We start from the raw sequence: 19,840 nt of genomic DNA on the forward strand, positions 1-19,840 counted from the left end.
CACGACGTGAGCTGAGCCACAGTGACGTGACCGCCCCGGCGAGGCGAACGCGGGCCGGCGGGGGCCGGAGCCAGGCCCGATATAGTGGCAGCGCAACTCACCGGCCCCTGATCCCACGATCGGGGGCCGCACCAGGGGAGGTCCCAGCCCGGGATCCGAAGGCGCCGGCGGGGGCCGGCCCGGCAACGCGCACGTCCCTCCGCAGCGCCCGTTCGGGCGCCGGACCGTGCTGCGAGGGGAGGTTCGGTGTCGCGTCGGCCGGCGGGGGCCCCGCCCCCGGATGAGACCCGCGGCCCGGGTGCCGCGCCGACCGGGGACCGCGTCCTCACCCTGCCCAACCTGATCAGCCTCGTCCGGCTGCTCGGCGTGCCACTCTTCCTCTACCTGCTGCTGGTCGCCCACGCCGACGTGGCCGCGGTGGTGGTCCTGGCGCTGGGGGGCACGACGGACTGGGTCGACGGCTGGATCGCCCGCCGCCTGCGGCAGGTCAGCCGGCTGGGCGAGCTGCTCGACCCGTTGGCCGACCGGCTCTACATCCTGGCGACGCTGCTGGCGTTCACCGCCCGCGAGGTGGTGCCGTGGCAGTTCACCCTGGCGCTGCTGGCCCGGGAGCTGCTGCTGCTGGCCTCGCTGGGGGTGCTGCGCCGGCACGGGTACGGGCCGCCGCCGGTGCACTACGTCGGCAAGACCGCCACGTTCCTGCTGCTGGCCGCCTTCCCGATCCTGCTGCTGGCGCACGCCACGTCGGCGGCCACGGCGACGGTGGCCGGCGCGGTCGGCTGGGGGCTGGCCTGGTGGGGGCTGGTGCTGTACTGGGCGGCCGGCGCGCTCTACGTGGTGCAGGCAGCGCGGCTGGTGCGGGCGGTGCGCTCCCCGGCGGCGGGGGCGGCGGCGTGACCGGCCCGCAGCGGAGCCGGCCCGACGCCCCGCAGGGCGACAGCCCGGCGTCCCGGGTGTACGCGCCGGACTTCCTCACCGAGCTGTTCCGCAATCCGCTCGACCCGGGCTACGCCGACGCGGCGGCCCGCCGTCGGGACACGCCGCCGTCGGGGTGGCGCGGCCGGTCGGCGCGGTCGGTCAGCGTGGTGGTGCTCGTGGCGCTGGGGTTCCTGTTCGCGGTGGCGTACCGGCAGACGATGGCGGAGGAGCCGGGGCGCAGCAAGGCGCGGGCGGACCTGGTGGCGCAGATCAAGGAACGCGAGGCGGAGACCGACGAGATGGCGGCCCGGGCCGACCGGCTGCGGGAGGAGGTCGGCCGGCAGCGCGACGCCGCGCTCAGCGGCTCGCAGGCGTCGCGGTTGCGGCGGCTGGAGGCGGGCACCGGCCTGGGGCGGGTGCGTGGGGACGGCGTGGTGGTCCGGTTGGCGGACGCGCCGCCGAAGGGCGACGGGTCGGTGACCGGCTCCGAGGGCGGGCCGCCGCGGGTGCTGTACACGGACCTGCAGAAGGTGGCCAACGACCTGTGGGCGGCCGGCGCCGAGGCGGTGGCGATCAACGGTCAGCGGTTGACGGCGACGTCGACGATCCGGTCGGCGGGCGCGGCGATCCTGGTGGACTTCCGGCCGGTGACCGGGCCGTACGAGGTGTCGGCGATCGGGCCGGGCTCGCTGCGCGACCGGTTCGACGACAGCCGGGCCGCGTTCCTGATGCGGGAGCTGGTGAACTCGGTGGGGCTGTCGTTCCAGGTCCGGGAGGTGGAGGACCTCACCCTGCCGGCGGCGCCGGAGCCACGGCTACGCTACGCCGAGCCTTCGGTCAGTCCGAGCCCGTCCGCGTCGGGTTCCGGCGGCGTCGAGGGTTCGTCCGGTCCTGAGCCGTCCGGCTCTGCTTCGTCTCCCAGTCCTTCCGGAGGTGGCCGATGATCGCGGTGCTGGCGTTGCTCGCCGGGGTGGTGCTCGGGGTGTACCTCGATCCCACGGTTCCCGCGGCGTTGCAGCCGTATCTGCCGATCGCGGTGGTGGCGGCCCTGGACGCGGTGTTCGGCGGGGTGCGGGCGAAGTTGGACCGGATCTTCGACGACAAGCAGTTCGTGGTGTCGTTCATCTCGAACGTGCTCGTGGCGGGTCTGATCGTCTACCTGGGTGACCAGCTGGGCGTGGGTGGGCAGTTGTCCACCGGCGTGGTGGTGGTGCTCGGGGTGCGCATCTTCGGCAACGTGGCGGCGATCCGTCGCCACCTGTTCCGGGCGTAGGCTCGACGGCGATGAGCGAGGAGCAGACCGAGACGGGCACGGGGTGGCCGCAGCCGGCGGTTCCGGGCCGGAGCACGGGGCCGGACCCACGGCCGGGCGCGCCGGACTCCGACGAGACGTCGCCGCTGACCCCGCAGGGCGAGCCCCCTGGTCGGGAGTCGCCGCCGCCGGGGGACCCGGAGTCCGGCGACACGGCGACGGTGGACCTGTCGTCGGTGACCCCTCCGGCCGGTGCGACGCCCGCCGGGCCGGCCGCCGTGGCGCGCCGCTTCACGTCGGCGGGGGCGATGATCGCCCTGCTGCTGGGCCTGCTGGGGTTCACCCTGGTGGTGCAGTTGCGCACGACGTCGACGGATCCGACGTCGGCGGCGACCCGGCAGGAGGACCTGGTGCGGATCTTCTCGGATCTGGATTCGCGGGAGAAGCGGCTGCGCCAGGACATCGAGGCGTTGGAGGAGAGCCAGCGGCAGCTGCGCTCCGGTGAGCAGGGCCGGCAGGCGGCGTTGCAGGAGGCGACGCGGCGGGCCGACGAGCTGGGCATCCTGGCGGGGACGCTGCCGGCGCGGGGCCCCGGGTTGAGCGTGCGTTTCGAGGCCGGGGCGAAGCCGATCTCGGCGTACCGGGTGCTGGACGCGGTGCAGGAGCTGCGGGGCGCGGGCGCGGAGGCGATGCAGATCTCCGGCGGCGACGGCGCGGCGGTGCGGATCATCGCGTCGACGTACTTCCTGGACGGCTCGGGCGGGGATCTGGTGGTCGACGGGCGTCGGCTGTCGGGTCCGTTCACGATCACGGTGATCGGTGATCCGACGACGATGGCGACGGCCTTGAAGATTCCGGGCGGGGTGGCCGCGTCGGTCGCCGGTGACGGCGGTAACGTGATCGTCGAGGATCGTGAGGTCGCCGACGTGTCGGCGCTGCACGCGCCCGTGAAGTTGGAGCACGCCCGTCCGGTCTCCTGACCGGTGCGGCCCGCGCCGGTCCGCCGGCGCACCCCGAGGTCGGTACGACGGTGAAGGACGCGTCTGGTGATTCCCGAGGATCTGCGGTATACCGCTGAGCACGAGTGGGTGGCGGGTGACGGTTCGGGCGCGGTCCGGGTCGGCATCACGCACTTCGCACAGGACGCCCTGGGTGACATCGTCTTCGTCCAGTTGCCCGAGGAGGGCGCGGAGGTGGCCGCGGGCGACTCGTTGGGTGAGATCGAGTCGACCAAGAGCGTGTCCGAGATCTACGCCCCCGTCAGCGGGGTGGTGGCGGCGCGGAACGACGCGTTGGTGGACACTCCGGAGGTGATCAACTCCGACCCGTACGGTGCGGGTTGGCTGGTGGAGATCACGCCGGGTGATCCGGCGGCGGTGGACGGTCTGCTGACCGCCGGGGCCTACCGCGAGCTCACCGAGAGCTGAGTGCCCGTTGGGCGTGTGGTGTTCGTGCCGCGCGTCCGGTTGCCCTGCATTTCGGCGCTGGCTAGGCTCGCCCAGTCGACCGAGAACCCATAAGTTGAGCGTTGCGGAATTGCCTTTCCGGGCACGGGGAGCCAGCCGCCGGGTGTGCTGCCCGGCGGCCAGACCCGAATCACCCGACGCCGACGCGAAACAGATCCGTGAGGTGGTCCCATGACGCGGCCAGACGACGAGTTCCCCCCACTCGACGTCACTTCGACGCTCAATCTCGGTTCGCTCGACGAAGTGCTGGAGGGGCCGGACACCGATGTGGTGCCGAGCCGGATGTCCGGTTCGTTGCCGCCGGGTATGGCGCTGCTGGTGGTTCGTCGGGGCCCGAACGCGGGCGCCCGGTTCCTGCTGGATCACGACGTGACGACGAGTGGCCGGCACCCGGACAGCGACATCTTCCTCGACGATGTGACCGTGTCGCGTCGGCACGCGGAGTTCCACCGCGACGGCGGGACGTTCACGGTGCGGGACGTGGGCAGCCTGAACGGCACCTACGTCAACCGGGAGCGGGTCGAGGCGGCCACGTTGAGCAATGGTGACGAGGTGCAGATCGGCAAGTTCCGGGTGGTGTTCATCGCCGGTCCGCGCCCGGAGGAGGAGGCCGGCCGGGGGTGAACGAGCCTGCGGCCTCGACGCCGCCCGGGGCGGCCCGCGCGCAACCGCTGATGAGCATCGGCGAGGTGCTGGGGCAGTTGCGGGTGGAGTTTCCCGACGTCACGATTTCGAAGTTGCGGTTCCTGGAGGCCGAGGGCCTCGTCGAGCCGCAGCGCACCGCTGCGGGCTACCGGAAGTACAGCTGGGACGACGTGGCGCGGTTGCGGTTCGTGCTGACCGCGCAGCGTGACCAGTACCTGCCGTTGCGGGTGATCCGTGAGCAGTTGGCGCAGTGGGACGCGGAGGACGGGCCCGCGCCGGCGCGGCCGACGCTGGTGGCGGTGGGCCCGGGCGGTGAGGTGCCGGGTCGTTCCGCGCCGGCGGATCAGCCGGTGGATTCGGCCCAGGTGCGGTTGGGTCGGTCCGACCTGGTCGCGCGCAGCGGGATCGACGAGTCGACGTTGGGCGAGTTGGAGCGGCTCGGGGTGTTGGTGTCCGATCCGCCGGGTTGGTACGACGGCGACGCGTTGATCATCGCGCGGGCGGTGGCGGGTCTGGCGGCGTACGGGCTGGAGCCCCGGCACCTGCGGGGTTACCGGACGGCGGCGGACCGGGAGGTGGGTTTGTTCGCGCAGTTGGTGGCGCCGTTGGTGCGGCAGAGCGACCCGGCGGCGCGGGCGCGGGCGGCGGAGACGGCCCGGGAGCTGGTGGCGTTGTCCCAGCAGTTGCACGCGGCGTTGGTGCGGGTGGGGCTGCGGTCGACGTTGGGCCGGTGATCGTGGTGGTGTGCGCGCGGCCCGGGCGTCGGCCCGGGCCGCGCGGCGTCTGGCGGGCGCGGTGGGCGGGGCCGGCTTCCGGGGGCGTGTCGTAGGCTTGCCGGGGTAACCCCTTCTCTGGCGCGGGGCGTGCGGGTAGCGCATGGGATGCGCGTGTCGCGGCCCGTGTACCGTGCAGGGAAGGTCGCGGTACGGGCGTAGGTGACAACGACACGGAGGCGGCGGTGCGCGAGCTGAGCGTGGTCGGGGTTCGGGTGGAGCTGCCCAGCAACCAGCCGATCGTCCTGCTGCGGGAGGTCGAGGGGGATCGCTACCTGCCGATCTGGATCGGTGCGGTGGAGGCGACGGCGATCGCGTACGAGCAGCAGGGGGTCAAGCCGGCCCGGCCGTTGACGCACGATCTGCTGCGGGACGTGCTGGCGGCGTTGCAGGCGCCGCTGCGGGCGGTGGAGATCACCGAGTTGAAGGAGAACGTCTTCTACGCCGACCTGTTGATCGGTGACAACGGGGTGCGGGTGTCGGCGCGGCCGAGTGATTCGATCGCCCTGGCGTTGCGGGTCGGCGCGCCGATTCGTTGTGCCGAGCAGGTCCTCTCCGAGGCGGGGATCGTGATCCCGGACGAGCAGGAGGACGAGGTGGAGAAGTTCCGCGAGTTCCTGGAGCAGGTGCGTCCGGAGGACTTCGCGGGCTGACCCCGTTTCCCGACCCACCGGCGTGGTCACTGTGGGTGACCGGCTGGGGTGTCGGTGATCTTTGCCGTGGCTGCGCGGCGTGTCGCAACCGTTCCTGCGCGGTAACTCCTCAAGGGCGCTATAGGGTTGCCGTGTCGAGGGGTGCACGTCCCGGATGCGACGTGTCACCGCACTGGCGGGGAGGTTGGTCCGGATGCACGAGCCGCGAGATCCCGAGCCTGGCACGCAAGCGCAGGAGACGGGTGTGGTGCCGGCGGGGCCGGCGACTGAGGGTGACGGTGCGGTGGGCTACCGGGGTGTGACCGCGTGCCACGCGGTCGGCATCACCTACCGGCAGCTGGACTACTGGGCGCGCACGACGCTGGTGGTGCCGAGCGTGCGGGACGCGTCGGGTTCGGGGACGTCCCGGTTGTACTCGTTCCGCGACCTGGTGGTGTTGAAGGTCGTGAAGCGTCTGCTGGACGCCGGGGTGTCGTTGCAGAACATCCGCAAGGCGATCGAGGCGCTGCGCTCGCGCGGCGTGGCCGACCTGGCGGGGATCACGCTGATCTCGGACGGCACGACGGTCTACGAGTGCCGGTCGCCGGAGGAGGTGGTCGACCTGTTGCAGGGCGGCCAGGGCGTGTTCGGCATCGCCATCGGCGGCGCGTTCAAGGAGATCGAGGGCTCGTTGTCGCACCTGCCCGCGGAGCCGGCCGAGCCGGCGGCCGGGGCGGCGGGCGACGACGCCGTGCAGGACGAGTTGGCGGCGCGCCGGGCGCGCCGCCGGGCGGGCTGACCCTCCGGCGGCCGGCGGCGCTGGTCGGGCACTGTCCCGGGTGGTCCGGTTTGGTGGGGGACCGTCGTGTGTGTGTGCTCACGGGACATGTCGGGTCGGGTTGACAGCTTTTGGGTTGCCAGGAATCCTATGGGGCGGCCTTTGCGGCTCGCTGCGGGCGCGTCACCGTCGGTGAGTGCGGTGGCGAGCTGCGGCCGATGGACGGGACGACCCAGGGTGTGGCGACGGCGCCGCCCGACGATCGGATTTGAACCGAAGTGCAGACTGACAGTCAGGCCGGCGTGACCCTGGTGGACGTCGGCGGACCTGCCGCGGGCGGCTCCGGGTGCCCGGTGGCGCACGCGCCCGGCCCGCTGGCGTCGCCACCGCCACCGCCCGCGCCGGCGGGCGACGTGCTGGCGGAGGCGACGGAGTTCCTGCACCTGTTCCACGCGGAGCGGCGGCTGCCGGGGGTGGCCGCGCGGATCGCGCAGGTGCGGGAGGAGATCGCCGTGACGGGCACGTACCGGCACACCCGGGAGGAGCTGACGCACGGCGCGAAGGTGGCGTGGCGGCAGTCGGTGCGCTGCGTGGGCCGGGTGCGGTGGGCGGGCCTGCGGGTGCGTGACCGCCGGGACGTGACGACGGTGGCGGGGATCGCGCAGGAGCTGGCGCGGCACCTGGCCGCGGCGGACAACGGTGGCCGGATCCAGTCGGTGATGACGGTGTTCGCCCCGGACCGGCCGGGGGTGGGGCCGCGGGCGCGGATCTGGAACGACCAGTTGATCCGCTACTGCGGCCACCGGGTTGCCGACGGGTCGGTGCTGGGCGATCCCGCCCAGCTGCCCATGACGGACGCGGCGCTGGCCCTGGGGTGGCGGCCGCCGCCGGCGCCGGGCCGGTTCGACCTGTTGCCGTGGGTGATCGAGACGGCGTACGAGGATCCGACGCTGGTGCGGGTGCCCCGGGACCTGGTGCGGGAGGTCGCGCTGACGCACCCGGCGTACCCGTGGTTCGCCGGGTTGCGGCTGCGGTGGCACGCGGTGCCGGTGATCAGCAACATGCGGTTGCGCGTCGGCGGGGTCGACTACAGCTGCGCGCCGTTCAACGGCCACTATCTCAGCGACGAGATCGGCACCCGCAACATGGGCGACCGGGACCGGTACGACCAGCTGCTGACGGTGGCCCGGGGGCTGGGGCTGGACACGTCGCGGGAGGACACGCTGTGGCGGGAACACGCCGCGTTGGTGATCAACCAGGCGGTGTTGCACTCGTTCCGTCTGGCGGGGGTGCGGGTGTCCGATCCGCACACCGAGTCGGAGTTGTTCCTGCGGTTCTGCGCGCAGGAGGAGCGGGCGGGGCGGCCGGTGCACGGCGACTGGTCGTGGCTCAACGGCAGCGTCGGCTGGGCGGCCCTGCACGCGGTGCACCACCGCTACTACGACCCGGGGGTGCCGAACCCGAACCTGTGGCCGACGCCGCGGGCGTACGGAGCGGCCGGCGCGCCGGAGGCGACCCTGCGGGCGCGTCACGACGCGGCCCGCTGGCGGGAGGACTGAGAATGGACGTCGCGGCATTGCGGCAGAGCTGGGCGCAGTTGCGGGTGGCGGGTCCGGAGGCGGCGAAGTACTTCTACGCGACGCTGTTCACCATCGCGCCGGAGGTGCGGTCGATGTTCCCGACGAACATGCGCTACCAGGAGGACAAGCTGCTGGCGGCGTTGGGGCACATCGTCAGCCACGTCGACGACGAGCGGGAGCTGGCGGGCTTCGCCCGCCGGCTGGGCGCCGACCACCGCCGGTTCCGGGGCGAGGACCGGCAGGGCCGGACGGTGCCGCTGGGCCAGGGGCACTACCACTGGGTGGGCCAGGCGTTGCTGGCCACGTTGGAACGGTTCCTCGGGCCGCAGTGGACGCCGGGGCTGCGGGCGGACTGGGCGACGGCGTACGAGGTGGTGTCGGGGTTGATGCTGGCCGGCGCGGCGGACGCGGACCGGTCGTCGCCGCCGCTGTGGGAGGCGCAGGTCCTCGCGGTGCAGCGACGCCGCGCGGACCTGTGCGTGTTCACGGTGCGCCCCAACTACCTGTGCGAGTACCTCCCGGGGCAGTCGCTGCCGGTGCAGGTGCCGCAGTTGCGGCTGTGGCGGTACCTGTCACCGGCCAACGCGCCCCGCCCCGACGGCACCATCGAGTTCCACGTGCGCGCGGTGGGCCGCTTCTCGACGCACCTGGTGCGCCGCCTGCGGGTGGGGGACCAGGTGCTGCTGGGCTCGCCGACGGGCGCCGCGCTGGCGGCGTACGACCGGTCGCCGCAGCTGCCGTTGCTGCTGGTGGCGGGCGGGACGGGGCTGGCGCCGTTGCGGGCGGTGGTGGAGGCGTTGCGGGCGGGCCCGGGGCGACCCACGACGCTGGTGGTGGGCGGCCGGACCCCGGAGGACCTCTACGACGACGCGTCCGTGCGGGAGCTGGCGGACGCGACGGGCTGGCTGCGGTACGTGCCGACGGTGCAGACCGGTTGGGGATGGTCGGGCGCCGTGGGCACGGCCGGCGACACGGCGGTGCGGCTGGGGCCGTGGGAGGAGGCCGAGGTGCTGGTGTGCGGCAGCCCGGAGATGACGCGCCAGACGATCGGGGCGCTGCTCGGGGCGGGGGTGGCCCCGCACCGGATCCTCGCCGAGGCCTACGACCACTGCCAGTACCCGCCGCTGGCCGGCGGGACCGCCGCGGCGGCGGTGCGGGACTTCAGCGCGACGGGGGTCCGATGAGCGTCGACGCGGGTGACCACGGCGGCACGGCCCGGGTGGTGGGCACGTTGGCGGCCCGCCGGTTCCGCGGCGGCGACTGGCTGCCGGTCGACCAGGTCGCCGACGTGGCCCGGTCGGCCGACGAGCGGATCGGGTTGCTGCACGGTGAGCTGGAGCGGCTGCGCCGGGAGAACGAGGCGCTGGTGCGGCAGGTGGAGATGCTGCGGCACGGCGCGCTGCCGAGCGCGGCCCCGCAGGGCCCGGACCCGATGGTGATCGAGTTGGCGGTGCGGGCGCAGGAGGAGGCGAACCGGACGATCGAGGACGCCGGCGCGGAAGGCGCGGAGATCATCGCGGACGCGCGGCGGCAGGCCGAGGAGATCGTCGCCGAGGCGCACCGGCGGGCGGGCGCGCTGCTCGGCACCCGCCCGGACGCGGCGGACGCCCGCGCCGAGGAGCTGCGGCTGCTGGGGCGGGTGCGTGAGCTGGAGGGCCGGCAGGCGGCGCTGGCGGCCGCGGCGCAGCAGCAACTGAGCCGGTGGCAGGCATTCCTGACGGGGCAGGCCGAGCAGGTACGGGCGCAGGCGGAGCACACCGCCGAGGCCGACCGGCAGTTGCGTCAGGTCCTCGGCGGGTAGGCGAGCAGCGTCACGCGCCCGGTGGTCGCCGACACGGGGCACGCCAGGGCAGCATGGACGCCGTGACGCAGACGATCGATGCGGTGGCGGGCCTGCTCGCCGAGGGCGGTGTCGTGGTCCTCAGCGGCGCCGGCCTGTCGACGGAGTCGGGCATCCCCGACTACCGGGGGCCCAGCGGTGTGGCGCGCCGGCACACCCCGATGACGTTCCAGGCGTTCACGCAGGACCCGGTGGCGCGGCGGCGCTACTGGGCGCGCAGCCACCTGGGGTGGCGCACGATCGCCCGGGCCGCGCCCAACGACGGGCACGCCGCGGTGGCCCGGTTGCAGCGCGGCGGCCTCGTCGACGCGGTGATCACCCAGAACGTCGACGGCCTGCACACGGCCGCCGGGTCGACGCCGGTGGTGGAGCTGCACGGGAGCCTCGACGCGGTGGTGTGCCTCGACTGCGGCGACCGCACCACCCGCGAGGAGCTGGACCGGCGGCTGCGGGGCGCGAACCCGGGGTTCTCGGCGGCGGTGTCGGCGGTCAACCCGGACGGCGACGTCGACCTGCCCGACGCCCAGGTGTCCCGGTTCCGGCCGGTGGACTGTGCGGGGTGTCACACCGGCATGCTGAAGCCGGACGTGGTGTTCTTCGGGGAGACGGTGCCGCCGGCGCGGGTCGCGACGTGCTTCGACCTGGTGCGGCGGGCCCGGGCGTTGCTGGTGCTCGGCTCGTCGTTGACGGTGATGTCGGGACGCCGGTTCGTGATCCGGGCGGCGAAACAGGGCATTCCGGTGGCGATCGTCAACCAGGGGCCCACCCGCGGCGACGGCTACGCCACCGTCCGCGTCGACGCCCCGCTGGGCGTGGTGCTGCCGGAACTGGCCGACCGCCTCGCCCCCCGCGCGGCGCGGCCAGCGACGCGCGCCGACGCGGCGGTGACGCGCGGGTGATCCGCTGCGGGGACGACATCCGCCGGTAACAGCCGCGCTGGTAGCGTGGTCGGTGCCGGTACCCCGCGTGGGAGAGACCGCCCGAGGTGTTCGGGGCGGCGCCGAAGGGGCAGCTTCCTCCCCGGAACCTCTCAGGCAGAAGGACCACGTGGGCAGGCACTGTGGAGCGCCCTGCCCGGGGTGCGACTCAGGGGGAGGCCGACCTGTCGACCTCACCCCGGGGGAGCGCCGCCCATGACCACAGAGCAGTTCGCCGCCCGCCACATCGGCCCCGACGCCGACGCCGAGCGCCGCATGCTCGACGTCGTCGGCTACGACTCGATCGACGAGCTGATGGACGCGGCGATCCCCGAGGTGATCCGCTGGCACGGCGCCCTGGACCTGCCGGAGCCGGCCAGCGAACACGACGCCCTCGCCGAGCTGCGCGAGATCGCCGGCCGCAACACCGTCGCCGTGTCCATGATCGGGTTGGGTTACCACGGCACGCACACCCCGGCGGTGATCCGCCGCAACGTGCTGGAGAACCCGGCCTGGTACACGGCGTACACGCCGTACCAGCCGGAGATCAGCCAGGGCCGGCTGGAGGCGCTGCTGAACTTCCAGACGATGGTCACGGACCTGACGGGGCTGGCCACGGCGAACGCGTCGATGCTCGACGAGGCCACGGCCGCGGCGGAGGCGATGACCCTGGCCCGGCGGGCGTCGAAGTCCCGCAGCAGTGTGTACGTGGTCGACGCCGACGCGTTGCCGCAGACCATCGCCGTGATCGCCAGCCGGGCGCAGCCGCTGGGCATCGAGGTGCGCGTGGTGGACCTGGACGCCGACGAGCTGCCGGGGGAGTTCTTCGGCCTGCACCTGCAGTACCCGGGAGCCTCGGGGGCCGTACGCGACCACACGCCGCTGGTCGGCGCGGCCCACGCGGCCGGGGCTCTCGTGACGGTGGCGGCGGACCTGCTGGCGTTGACGCTGCTGCGCGCGCCGGGGGAGATCGGCGCGGACATCGCCGCCGGCACCACCCAGCGCTTCGGGGTGCCGATGGGCTTCGGCGGCCCGCACGCCGGCTACCTGGCGGTGCGCGCCGGCCTGGAGCGGATGCTGCCCGGCCGGCTCGTCGGGGTGTCCCGCGACGCCGCCGGCAACCCGGCGTACCGGCTGGCGTTGCAGACCCGTGAGCAGCACATCCGGCGGGAGAAGGCGACCAGCAACATCTGCACCGCGCAGGTGCTGCTGGCGGTGATGGCCGGCATGTACGCCGTCTACCACGGCCCCGACGGGCTGCGGGCGATCGCGCGGCGTACCCGTGCGATGGCGGCGCGGCTCGCGGCCGGGCTGCGCGCGGGTGGGGTGAGCGTCGCCGACGTCGCGTTCTTCGACACGGTCCTCGTGACCGTGCCGGGCCGCGCCGCTCAGGTGGTCGCCGACGCGCAGCGGCGCGGGGTGAACCTGCGGCTGGTCGACGCCGACCGGGTGGGGGTGTCCTGCGACGAGACGACCACCCCGGCGCACCTGGCCGCGGTGTGGGCGGCGTTCGGGGTGCCCGCGTTCGACGGCGACGTCGACCCGGCGTGGCCGGCGGGGCTGGCGCGCACGTCGGCGTTCCTGACCCACCCGGTGTTCGGCGCGCACCGCTCCGAGACGGCGATGCTGCGCTACCTGCGGCGGCTGGCGGACTTCGACTACGCCCTGGACCGGGGCATGATCCCGCTGGGCTCGTGCACGATGAAGCTGAACGCGACCACCGAGATGGAGCCGGTGAGCTGGGCGGAGTTCGCCCACGTGCACCCGTTCGCGCCGGCGTCGCAGACGGCCGGCTACCGGGAGCTGATCGCCCAGCTGGAGGGGTGGCTGGCGGAGGTGACCGGCTACGACGCGGTCAGCGTGCAGCCCAACGCCGGGTCGCAGGGGGAGCTGGCGGGGCTGCTGGCGATCCGCGCCTACCACGCCGACCGGGGCGAGGCGCACCGGGACGTGTGCCTGATCCCGTCGTCGGCCCACGGCACCAACGCCGCGTCGGCGGTGATGGCGGGGATGCGGGTGGTCGTCGTGGGCTGCGACGACGACGGCAACGTCGACCTGGTCGACCTCGACGCGAAGATCGACAAGCACCGGGACGCGCTCGCGGCGATCATGGTGACGTACCCGTCGACGCACGGGGTGTACGAGACGGGCATCGCGCAGTTGTGCGCGCGGGTCCACGACGCCGGCGGCCAGGTCTACGTCGACGGGGCGAACCTCAACGCCCTGGTCGGCTTCGCCAAGCCGGGCCGCTTCGGCGCGGACGTGTCGCACCTCAACCTGCACAAGACGTTCTGCATTCCACACGGCGGCGGCGGGCCGGGGGTGGGCCCGGTGGCGGTGCGGGCGCACCTGGCCCCGTTCCTGCCGGGTGACCCGTGCGGCGACGGCGGCGACGGCCGGCCGGTGATCTCGGCGGCCCGGCACGGGTCGGCGGGGATCCTGCCGATCCCGTGGGCGTACCTGCGGATGATGGGCGCGGCGGGCCTGGCCCGGGCCACGGGGGTGGCGGTGCTCGCCGCGAACTACGTGGCGGCGCGGCTGCGGGAGCACTTCCCGGTGCTGTACGCGGGCAACAAGGGCCTGGTGGCGCACGAGTGCATCCTGGACCTGCGGCCGGTGACGAAGGCCACGGGGGTCACCGTCGACGACGTCGCCAAGCGGCTCATCGACTACGGGTTCCACGCGCCGACGATGTCGTTCCCGGTGGCGGGGACGCTGATGGTGGAGCCGACCGAGAGCGAGGACCTCGCCGAGCTGGACCGGTTCTGCGCCGCGATGATCGCCATCCGCGCGGAGATCGACGCGGTGGCCTCGGGCCGATGGCCGGCCGGCGACAACCCGCTGGCCAACGCGCCGCACACGGCGGCGATGGTGTCGGCCGACGAGTGGCCGCACCCCTATCCGCGGTCGGTGGGGGGCTATCCGGCGGGCGTGGACCGGGCCGGGAAGTACTGGCCGCCGGTGCGGCGCGTCGACGGCGCCTACGGCGACCGGAACCTGGTCTGCTCGTGCCCCGCGCCGGAGGCGTTCGAGGACTGAGCGCGCCGCATCGCGCGGGGGCCGGCGCGCGACGCCGGGGCGGTGCACGTGGCCGCCCCGGCCGGTCCGTCGACCTGGGGAGGGCGGCCCCGACAGCGGGGACTAGCCTGAGGTCGACGTGTGCGTCAGGTTGACGCTGGGTGAACGGTCAGGCCACGAGGGCGTGTCGGGCGGGGCCACGGTGGGGGGCGATGGTGCTGCCGTCGGGAAGGAGCTCGCCGGTGTCCTCGAAGACGATGACACCGTTGCAGAGCAGGCTCCAGCCCTGCTCAGGGAAGCAGGCGATGATCCGGGCGGCTTCCCGGTCGGTCGCTTCGGCGGAAGGGCAGGTGGGTTGGTGCTGGCACATCGGGTTCTCCGGACTGTGGGGGCACTGTGTCATGGTTCACATGACCAGTGACGCACAGTACCAAGCGACAGCGAGCCGCATCGAGCAGGTTCACGCCATGTTGCGGGGAAATCCACTGAACGGACGAGGCGGAATGGGCCGGACGGCGTGGAAGCGCTCCCACTAAGACGGGTCGACGCCCCCGCCGCCCCCACCCGCTGCCGCGACCGCCTCGCCGAACGCGACCGCCTCGAGTGGCGGCTCACCGACGGCGGCGACCCCGCCGCCCTCGCCCAGGACTTCCTCACCGCCCACGGCCTCGGCGTCGACGACCTCACCCGCCCCGCCACCCACCGCCCCGACGGCCCCTGCGGCGCCGCCCTCTACCTCTCCGCCGCCGCAGCCGCCACCATGACCGCCGCCGCACCCGGCGCACCCACCCCCGCCCCCGCCCTGCCCGACCTCGCCGTCGTCGTCTACGACCACACCGCCACCGGCCCCACCCCGCCACCACCACCCGACACCACCTGGTGGGTCGGCGACTGGACCCCCAGCTGGACCCCCCACCAGCACGCCGCCGCCGTCACCGCCGTCCGCGCCGCCATCGCCCGCGGCGACGTCTACCAGACCAACCTCGTCGGCCACGCCGCCGCCCCCTACACCGGCAACCCCCACCCCGCCCTCGCCCGACTCGCCCGCCTGCCCGGCGCCCGCTACGGCGGCACCCTGCACGGCCCCGGCTGGGCCATCGGCTGCGCCTCCCCGGAAACCCTCATCGCCCTCGAAGCCGGCCGCCTCGTCACCCGCCCCATCAAGGGCACCCGACCCGCCACCGCCGCCGGCCGCACCGAGCTGCTCACCTCCACCAAGGAACGCGCCGAACACATCATGATCGTCGACCTGGAACGCAACGACCTCGCCCGCGTCGCCGCCACCGGCACCGTCACCGTCGACGAACTGTTCGCCGTACGCCGCTGGTGCGACCTGTGGCAGGCCGAATCCACCGTCTCCGCCGCCCCCGCCGACGGCCTCGGCCTCGCCGACCTGCTCCATGCCATCTGCCCCGGCGGCTCCGTCACCGGCGCACCCAAACGCGCCGCCTGCGACGTCATCGCCGCCTGCGAACCCGTCGGCCGCGGCGCCGCCATGGGCGCCCTCGGCTGGATCGCCCCCGGCCACCTCGACCTCGGCCTCACCATCCGCACCGCCGCCGCCGACGCCCACCACCTGCACACCTGGGCCGGCGGCGGCATCACCTGGGACAGCGACCCCGACGCCGAAGTCGCCGAAGCCGCCGCCAAGGCCCGCCCCGTCCGCGCCGCCCTCACCAACCGATAACCTGAACACATGACGATGCGGCCCATCCGGATCATCGGCGACCCGGTGCTACGCGCCGCCTGCGACCCGGTCACCACCTTCGACGCCGAACTGCGCGCCCTGGTCACCGACCTCATGGACACCCTCCTCGGCGCCCCCGGCCGCGCCGGCGTCGCCGCCAACCAGATCGGCGTGCCCGCCCAGGTCTTCGTCTACGACGCCGACGGCCACCGCGGCCACATGATCAACCCCACCCTCGAACTGTCCGACGAGACCCAGGACGACGACGAGGGCTGCCTGTCCATCCCCGGCCTCTACTTCCCGACCCCCCGCGCCCTGCACGCCACCGCACACGGCTTCGACCAGCACGGCGAACCCCTCACCATCTCCGGCAGCGGATTCCTCGCCCGTGCCCTGCAACACGAGACCGACCACCTGCACGGCCGCCTCTACGTCGACACCCTGCACGGCGACACCCGACGCAGAGCCCTCCGCGAGATCCGCGCCGGCCGCTTCGACGCACCCCGCCGCTGACCCGCCGCCACCCCCGGGCCACCACGCCGGGCCCAGCCGCGCCCCTCAGCCCCACCGGGCCGTCAACGTGTACTCCCCGTACTCGGCCACCGCCGTGAAACCCAACCCCCGGTACAGCCGCAACGCCGCCACGTTGTCGCCCCGCACGTTCAACGTCACGTGCTCCACCTCACCGACCAACCGCCCACACAACGCCGCCACCACCGCCGCACCCAACCCCCGACGACGAAACCCCGGATGCGTCGTCACGTTCCCGAGCGCCGCCACCCCCCACGTCGGCGAATACACGTGCACCCCCGCCACCGCGACCAGCGCCCCACCCCGACGCACCCCCACGTACCGGCCCGTGTCGAGCATCCGCGCGTCGAACCAGTTCCCCGGATACGCCGCCGCGTACAGACCCCGCAACTCCGGCAGATCCGCCGCCGACAACGCCCGCCCCTCGGCCACCACCCCCGCCAACCGGGCCCGATCCGTCAACGCCATCTTCACGTGCCCCACCGCAGCACCGACGTCGAACCCGCCAGCCACCGCCCCCACCAGACCGGGCGACAGATGCGCGTGCAGCCGCGCCGGCAACACCGGCGTCAGATCCGCCAGTAACCCCGCCAACTCCGCCCGCCCACCCGCGCCGGCGAACGCCAGCAACGTCGGCGGCACCGCACCGTGATACAGCAACGCCACCTGCCCACCACGACGGAACCACGACGTGTACGGCCAGAAGAAGTCGTCGAGATCACCCAACTCGTACGCGTGCAACGCCGGATCCCGACCCAGCAGCCGACCCAACAACCCCCGGTCGTGCTCGGCACGCGCCAACCCGCTCAGCGGCACCCCTCGGCCGGCAGGTTCTCGTGCGCCCACCGCGCCACCGCGTCCAACGCCGGCAACACCGCCGCACCCCGCTCTGTCAGCTCGTAACTGACCCCCACCGGCGGGCCCTCCCGCACCGTCCGGCTGACCAACCCCACCCGCACCAACTCACCCAACCGGTCCGACAACACCGACTCGCTGATCCCCGGCAACGCCCGCGCCAACTCCGCGAACCCCGCCGGCCCCAGCCCCAGCGTCCCCAGCAACACCCCGTTCCACCGCTTGCCCAGAAACGCGAACGCCCGCGTCAGACCCCGGTCACACACACGGGGAGCCTCGTCGGCAGGGGAGCGCAGCGTCATGACCCCAGGATACGTGGCATCCACCACGACCCAGTAGCTTCGAAAAAGCTAGCTGCTACCGTAGGCGCAGCAACAAACCCACCAACCCGGAGGACACCATGACCGACACGACCACGCCCCTGATCACCCTCCACCCCGACGCCCAAGCCCAACTCTTCACCGACGCCCGCACCGCCAACACCTTCACCGACGAACCCGTCACCGACGAACACCTGCGCGCCATCTACGACCTCGCCAAGTACCCACCCACCGCCGCCAACACCCAACCCCTCCGCGTCCTCTACATCCGCCCCGGCGACGCCCGCGACCGCCTCCTCACCCACATGGCCGAGGGCAACCGCACCAAGACCGCCGCCGCCCCCGTCGTCGCCGTCCTCGCCGCCGACACCGACTTCCACGACCACATCCCCCGCATCTTCCCCATCCGCCCCGAACTGCGCGACGGCCTCGCCGCCGACCCCGCCGCCCGCGACACCATGGCCCGCTTCAACGCCACCCTCCAGATCGCCTACTGGCTCCTCGCCGTCCGCGCCGCCGGCCTCGCCGCCGGCCCCATGGGCGGCTTCGACGCCGCCGGCATCGACCGCGAATTCTTCACCGACAGCAGCTGGCGCTCCGTGCTCGTCGTCAACATCGGCAAGCCCGGCCCCGACGCCTGGTTCCCCCGCCTGCCCCGCCTCGACTACGACGACGTCGTCCGCCACGCCTGACCCACCCCGCCGGGCCGACGCGCGCCCACCGCACGCCGGCCCGGCACCACCCTCACAACCCCCGACGCCGCCGCAACCACACACCCACCCAACCCACCACCACGAACACCACCATCGAACACACCAACGCCCTCAGCACCCCACCACCCTCCCATCACCCACGTAAGCTGCACAGAGTGCGCCTGGCCACCTTCAACCTGCTCCACGGCCGATCCCTCACCGACGGACTCGTCGACCCCCACCGACTCACCGCCGCCGTCGCCGCCCTCGACGCCGACGTCCTCGCCCTGCAAGAAGTCGACCGCGATCAAACCCGCAGCGGCAACCACGACCTCACCACCATCGCCGCCCACGCCCTCCACGCACCCCACCACCGCTTCGCCGCCGCCCTCGTCGGCACCCCCGGCGAACACTTCCGCCCCCTGCGCCACGACGACGACGGACACGGCGAACCCCGCTACGGCATCGGCCTCATCACCCGCCACCCCGTACGCACCTGGCAGGTCACCCGCCTCACACCCGCCCCCGTCCGCTCACCCGTCTACATCCCCGGCCCCGACGGCGGCCTCCTCCTCCTACAGGACGAACCCCGCGTCATCCTCGCCGCCGTCCTCGACACCCCCCACGGCGACATCACCGTCGCCGCCACCCACCTCTCCTTCGTCCCCGGCTGGAACGCCCACCAACTCCGCCAGACCGTCCGCGCCCTCCGCGCCCTACCCGCCCCCCGCATCCTCCTCGGCGACCTCAACCTCCCCGCCACCGTCGCCCGACTCATCTCCGGCTGGACCCCCCTCGCCCGCCGCCCCACCTACCCCACCACCCACCCCCGCATCCAACTCGACCACATCCTCGCCGACCGCCACCTCCGCCACCGACTACCACCCGTCACCTCCACCGCCACCCCCACCTCCACCATCTCCGACCACCGCCCCCTCGTCGTCGACCTCGGCTAACCACCCACCACCCGCCGCACCGCCCCCACCGCATTCCGGAACAACATCGCCACCGTCGTCGGACCCACCCCACCCACCCGCGGCGTGATCGCCCCCGCCACCCGCGCACACGACGGATCCACATCCGGCAACAACCGCCGCCCCGCATACCGCACCCCACCACCCACCACCACCGCACCCGGCCGCACATGCTCCGGCCGCACCATCCCCGGCACCCCCACCGCCGCCACCAACACCTCCGCCCGACGCGCGAACCGCGGCCAATCCGCCACCCCCGTGTGCACCACCGTCACCGCCGCATTCGCCGTCGCCCGCTTCTGCGCCAACAACATCGCCAACGGCCGCCCCAACGTCGCACCCCGACCCAGCACCACCATCTCCCGACCCGCCACCGACACCCCGTGAAACGCCAACAACGACTCGATCCCCGCCGGCGTACACGGCACCGCCCCCGGCAACCCCAACGCCAACCGCCCCAGATTCACCGGATGCATCCCATCCACATCCTTGTCCGGATCCAGCACCTGCAACGCCCGCCCGTAGTCCAGCCCACCCGGCACCGGATGCTGCACCAACACCCCGTGCACCCCACGGTCGGCATTGAGATCCTCGATCACCCGATGCAGATCCGCCTGCGACGCCGACGCCGGCAGCCGCACATGCGGCGACGCGAACCCCAACGCCGCCGCCTGCCGCTGCTTGATCCGGATGTACCCGAGGCTCGCCTCGTCGTCACCGACCAGCACCGTCGCCAACGACGGCGTCACCCCCGCCGCCCGCAACGTGACGACCTCCGCCGCCACCTCACCCAACACCCGATCCGCCACCGGCCCACCCGGCAACAACCGAGCCCCACCCGCGGAATCCACCGAAGAAGACACGACGACCACCCCGCTCGCAGGAGCCCAGGCGGACGACCCCCACAACGAGCTCCCCGATGGTCAAACCCATCCCCGGTGCCGCCAGTCGCGTACCACCAT

At 73.6% G+C, this 19,840-nt stretch carries 22 protein-coding genes and 2 riboswitches; of the genes, 18 read left to right on the forward strand and 4 right to left on the reverse strand.

All coding sequences use genetic code 11. The features are described 5' to 3' along the window. Window positions 1-246 precede the first annotated feature (246 nt). The 14 genes from clsA to gcvP all read left to right on the forward strand — a co-directional run bounded on the left by clsA (window position 247) and on the right by gcvP (window position 13,840). Window positions 247-897 (forward strand): cardiolipin synthase ClsA, encoded by a 651-nt coding sequence (gene clsA / locus HDA31_RS14055; RefSeq protein WP_178065417.1) that lies wholly within the window; start codon window positions 247-249, stop codon window positions 895-897. Beyond that, the gene (locus tag HDA31_RS14060; RefSeq protein WP_178065418.1) at window positions 894-1,862 is read left to right on the forward strand and encodes a DUF881 domain-containing protein; all 969 of its coding nucleotides are present in this window, start codon (window positions 894-896) and stop codon (window positions 1,860-1,862) included. Before clsA ends, HDA31_RS14060 begins: the two co-directional genes overlap by 4 nt. Next, window positions 1,859-2,191: a small basic family protein gene (locus HDA31_RS14065; RefSeq protein WP_007071104.1), complete on the forward strand. Its 333-nt coding sequence runs from the start codon at window positions 1,859-1,861 to the stop codon at window positions 2,189-2,191. Before HDA31_RS14060 ends, HDA31_RS14065 begins: the two co-directional genes overlap by 4 nt. 11 nt (window positions 2,192-2,202) lie before the next feature. Then, window positions 2,203-3,150 (forward strand): DUF881 domain-containing protein, encoded by a 948-nt coding sequence (locus HDA31_RS14070; RefSeq protein ID WP_178065419.1) that lies wholly within the window; start codon window positions 2,203-2,205, stop codon window positions 3,148-3,150. 66 nt (window positions 3,151-3,216) lie between these two features. Further along, the gene (gene gcvH, locus HDA31_RS14075) at window positions 3,217-3,597 is read left to right on the forward strand and encodes a glycine cleavage system protein GcvH (RefSeq protein WP_074476387.1); all 381 of its coding nucleotides are present in this window, start codon (window positions 3,217-3,219) and stop codon (window positions 3,595-3,597) included. A 210-nt stretch (window positions 3,598-3,807) separates the two neighbouring features. Then, window positions 3,808-4,260 carry an oxoglutarate dehydrogenase inhibitor Odhl gene (gene odhI, locus HDA31_RS14080; protein ID WP_007071101.1) on the forward strand — a complete coding sequence of 151 codons (453 nt, stop codon included), beginning with the start codon at window positions 3,808-3,810 and terminating at the stop codon, window positions 4,258-4,260. Between the two features lie 50 nt (window positions 4,261-4,310). Further along, a complete protein-coding gene (gene ftsR, locus HDA31_RS14085; protein WP_176734954.1) occupies window positions 4,311-5,015 on the forward strand; it encodes a transcriptional regulator FtsR in 705 nt (234 codons plus the stop codon). A gap of 224 nt (window positions 5,016-5,239) precedes the next feature. After that, complete coding sequence (locus HDA31_RS14090) at window positions 5,240-5,707, forward strand: bifunctional nuclease family protein (RefSeq protein ID WP_074476389.1); 468 nt, start codon at window positions 5,240-5,242, stop codon at window positions 5,705-5,707. 193 nt (window positions 5,708-5,900) lie between these two features. After that, window positions 5,901-6,485: a MerR family transcriptional regulator gene (locus tag HDA31_RS14095; RefSeq protein ID WP_178065420.1), complete on the forward strand. Its 585-nt coding sequence runs from the start codon at window positions 5,901-5,903 to the stop codon at window positions 6,483-6,485. 332 nt (window positions 6,486-6,817) lie between these two features. Continuing rightward, window positions 6,818-8,023, forward strand: a complete 1,206-nt coding sequence (locus HDA31_RS14100; RefSeq protein WP_178067564.1) for a nitric oxide synthase oxygenase — start codon at window positions 6,818-6,820, stop codon at window positions 8,021-8,023. Window positions 8,024-8,025: 2 nt separating this feature from the next. Next, on the forward strand, window positions 8,026-9,228 hold the full coding sequence (locus tag HDA31_RS14105) for a globin domain-containing protein (protein ID WP_178065421.1): 1,203 nt from the start codon (window positions 8,026-8,028) through the stop codon (window positions 9,226-9,228). Further along, window positions 9,225-9,845, forward strand: a complete 621-nt coding sequence (locus HDA31_RS14110) for a DivIVA domain-containing protein (RefSeq protein WP_176734948.1) — start codon at window positions 9,225-9,227, stop codon at window positions 9,843-9,845. Before HDA31_RS14105 ends, HDA31_RS14110 begins: the two co-directional genes overlap by 4 nt. A gap of 53 nt (window positions 9,846-9,898) precedes the next feature. Next, on the forward strand, window positions 9,899-10,783 hold the full coding sequence (locus tag HDA31_RS14115; protein ID WP_178065422.1) for an NAD-dependent protein deacetylase: 885 nt from the start codon (window positions 9,899-9,901) through the stop codon (window positions 10,781-10,783). Window positions 10,784-10,841: 58 nt separating this feature from the next. Then, a riboswitch (glycine riboswitch) is annotated at window positions 10,842-10,940 on the forward strand. 77 nt (window positions 10,941-11,017) lie between these two features. Further along, a complete protein-coding gene (gene gcvP, locus HDA31_RS14120) occupies window positions 11,018-13,840 on the forward strand; it encodes an aminomethyl-transferring glycine dehydrogenase (RefSeq protein WP_178065423.1) in 2,823 nt (940 codons plus the stop codon). 148 nt (window positions 13,841-13,988) lie between these two features. Here the strand turns inward: gcvP and HDA31_RS14125 are convergent, their stop codons facing one another. Further along, window positions 13,989-14,189, reverse strand: coding sequence for a DUF5999 family protein (locus tag HDA31_RS14125; RefSeq protein ID WP_043969126.1), 201 nt, complete (start codon window positions 14,187-14,189; stop codon window positions 13,989-13,991). A gap of 147 nt (window positions 14,190-14,336) precedes the next feature. Here HDA31_RS14125 and HDA31_RS14130 point away from each other — a divergent pair, with 147 nt between their 5' ends. Beyond that, window positions 14,337-15,506: a chorismate-binding protein gene (locus tag HDA31_RS14130; protein ID WP_178065424.1), complete on the forward strand. Its 1,170-nt coding sequence runs from the start codon at window positions 14,337-14,339 to the stop codon at window positions 15,504-15,506. Window positions 15,507-15,515: 9 nt separating this feature from the next. Then, window positions 15,516-16,019 carry a peptide deformylase gene (gene def / locus HDA31_RS14135; protein ID WP_178065425.1) on the forward strand — a complete coding sequence of 168 codons (504 nt, stop codon included), beginning with the start codon at window positions 15,516-15,518 and terminating at the stop codon, window positions 16,017-16,019. Window positions 16,020-16,064: 45 nt separating this feature from the next. On the opposite strand, the gene HDA31_RS14140 is transcribed toward def, so the two are convergent. Beyond that, window positions 16,065-16,838, reverse strand: a complete 774-nt coding sequence (locus tag HDA31_RS14140; protein WP_246383975.1) for a GNAT family N-acetyltransferase — start codon at window positions 16,836-16,838, stop codon at window positions 16,065-16,067. A 5-nt stretch (window positions 16,839-16,843) separates the two neighbouring features. Continuing rightward, entirely contained in the window at window positions 16,844-17,194 is a 351-nt protein-coding gene (locus tag HDA31_RS14145) for a winged helix-turn-helix transcriptional regulator (protein ID WP_178065426.1), read from the reverse strand. A 98-nt stretch (window positions 17,195-17,292) separates the two neighbouring features. Here HDA31_RS14145 and HDA31_RS14150 point away from each other — a divergent pair, with 98 nt between their 5' ends. Together HDA31_RS14150 and HDA31_RS14155 are read left to right on the forward strand one after the other, a co-directional pair. Further along, on the forward strand, window positions 17,293-17,904 hold the full coding sequence (locus HDA31_RS14150; protein ID WP_178065427.1) for a malonic semialdehyde reductase: 612 nt from the start codon (window positions 17,293-17,295) through the stop codon (window positions 17,902-17,904). 176 nt (window positions 17,905-18,080) lie between these two features. After that, entirely contained in the window at window positions 18,081-18,860 is a 780-nt protein-coding gene (locus tag HDA31_RS14155) for an endonuclease/exonuclease/phosphatase family protein (protein ID WP_178065428.1), read from the forward strand. Here HDA31_RS14155 and HDA31_RS14160 read toward each other — a convergent pair. After that, window positions 18,857-19,729, reverse strand: coding sequence for a bifunctional 5,10-methylenetetrahydrofolate dehydrogenase/5,10-methenyltetrahydrofolate cyclohydrolase (locus HDA31_RS14160; protein ID WP_376701449.1), 873 nt, complete (start codon window positions 19,727-19,729; stop codon window positions 18,857-18,859). The two genes, HDA31_RS14155 and HDA31_RS14160, sit on opposite strands and share 4 nt — an antisense overlap. Window positions 19,730-19,756: 27 nt before the next feature. Further along, a riboswitch (ZMP/ZTP riboswitch) is annotated at window positions 19,757-19,840 on the reverse strand.

The sequence above is a fragment of the Micromonospora carbonacea genome (assembly GCF_014205165.1).
GTDB classification, from domain to species: domain Bacteria; phylum Actinomycetota; class Actinomycetes; order Mycobacteriales; family Micromonosporaceae; genus Micromonospora; species Micromonospora carbonacea.

Coding starts and splice junctions, on each gene's coding strand:
- HDA31_RS14065 (WP_007071104.1), top strand. CDS start 1,859: ATGATCGCGGTGCTGGCGTTGCTCGCCGGGGTGGTGCTCGGGGTGTAC.
- HDA31_RS14070 (WP_178065419.1), top strand. CDS start 2,203: ATGAGCGAGGAGCAGACCGAGACGGGCACGGGGTGGCCGCAGCCGGCG.
- odhI (WP_007071101.1), top strand. CDS start 3,808: ATGACGCGGCCAGACGACGAGTTCCCCCCACTCGACGTCACTTCGACG.
- ftsR (WP_176734954.1), top strand. CDS start 4,311: ATGAGCATCGGCGAGGTGCTGGGGCAGTTGCGGGTGGAGTTTCCCGAC.
- HDA31_RS14095 (WP_178065420.1), top strand. CDS start 5,901: ATGCACGAGCCGCGAGATCCCGAGCCTGGCACGCAAGCGCAGGAGACG.
- HDA31_RS14105 (WP_178065421.1), top strand. CDS start 8,026: ATGGACGTCGCGGCATTGCGGCAGAGCTGGGCGCAGTTGCGGGTGGCG.
- HDA31_RS14110 (WP_176734948.1), top strand. CDS start 9,225: ATGAGCGTCGACGCGGGTGACCACGGCGGCACGGCCCGGGTGGTGGGC.
- HDA31_RS14115 (WP_178065422.1), top strand. CDS start 9,899: ATGGACGCCGTGACGCAGACGATCGATGCGGTGGCGGGCCTGCTCGCC.
- gcvP (WP_178065423.1), top strand. CDS start 11,018: ATGACCACAGAGCAGTTCGCCGCCCGCCACATCGGCCCCGACGCCGAC.
- HDA31_RS14125 (WP_043969126.1), bottom strand. CDS start 14,189: ATGTGCCAGCACCAACCCACCTGCCCTTCCGCCGAAGCGACCGACCGG.
- def (WP_178065425.1), top strand. CDS start 15,516: ATGACGATGCGGCCCATCCGGATCATCGGCGACCCGGTGCTACGCGCC.
- HDA31_RS14145 (WP_178065426.1), bottom strand. CDS start 17,194: ATGACGCTGCGCTCCCCTGCCGACGAGGCTCCCCGTGTGTGTGACCGG.
- HDA31_RS14150 (WP_178065427.1), top strand. CDS start 17,293: ATGACCGACACGACCACGCCCCTGATCACCCTCCACCCCGACGCCCAA.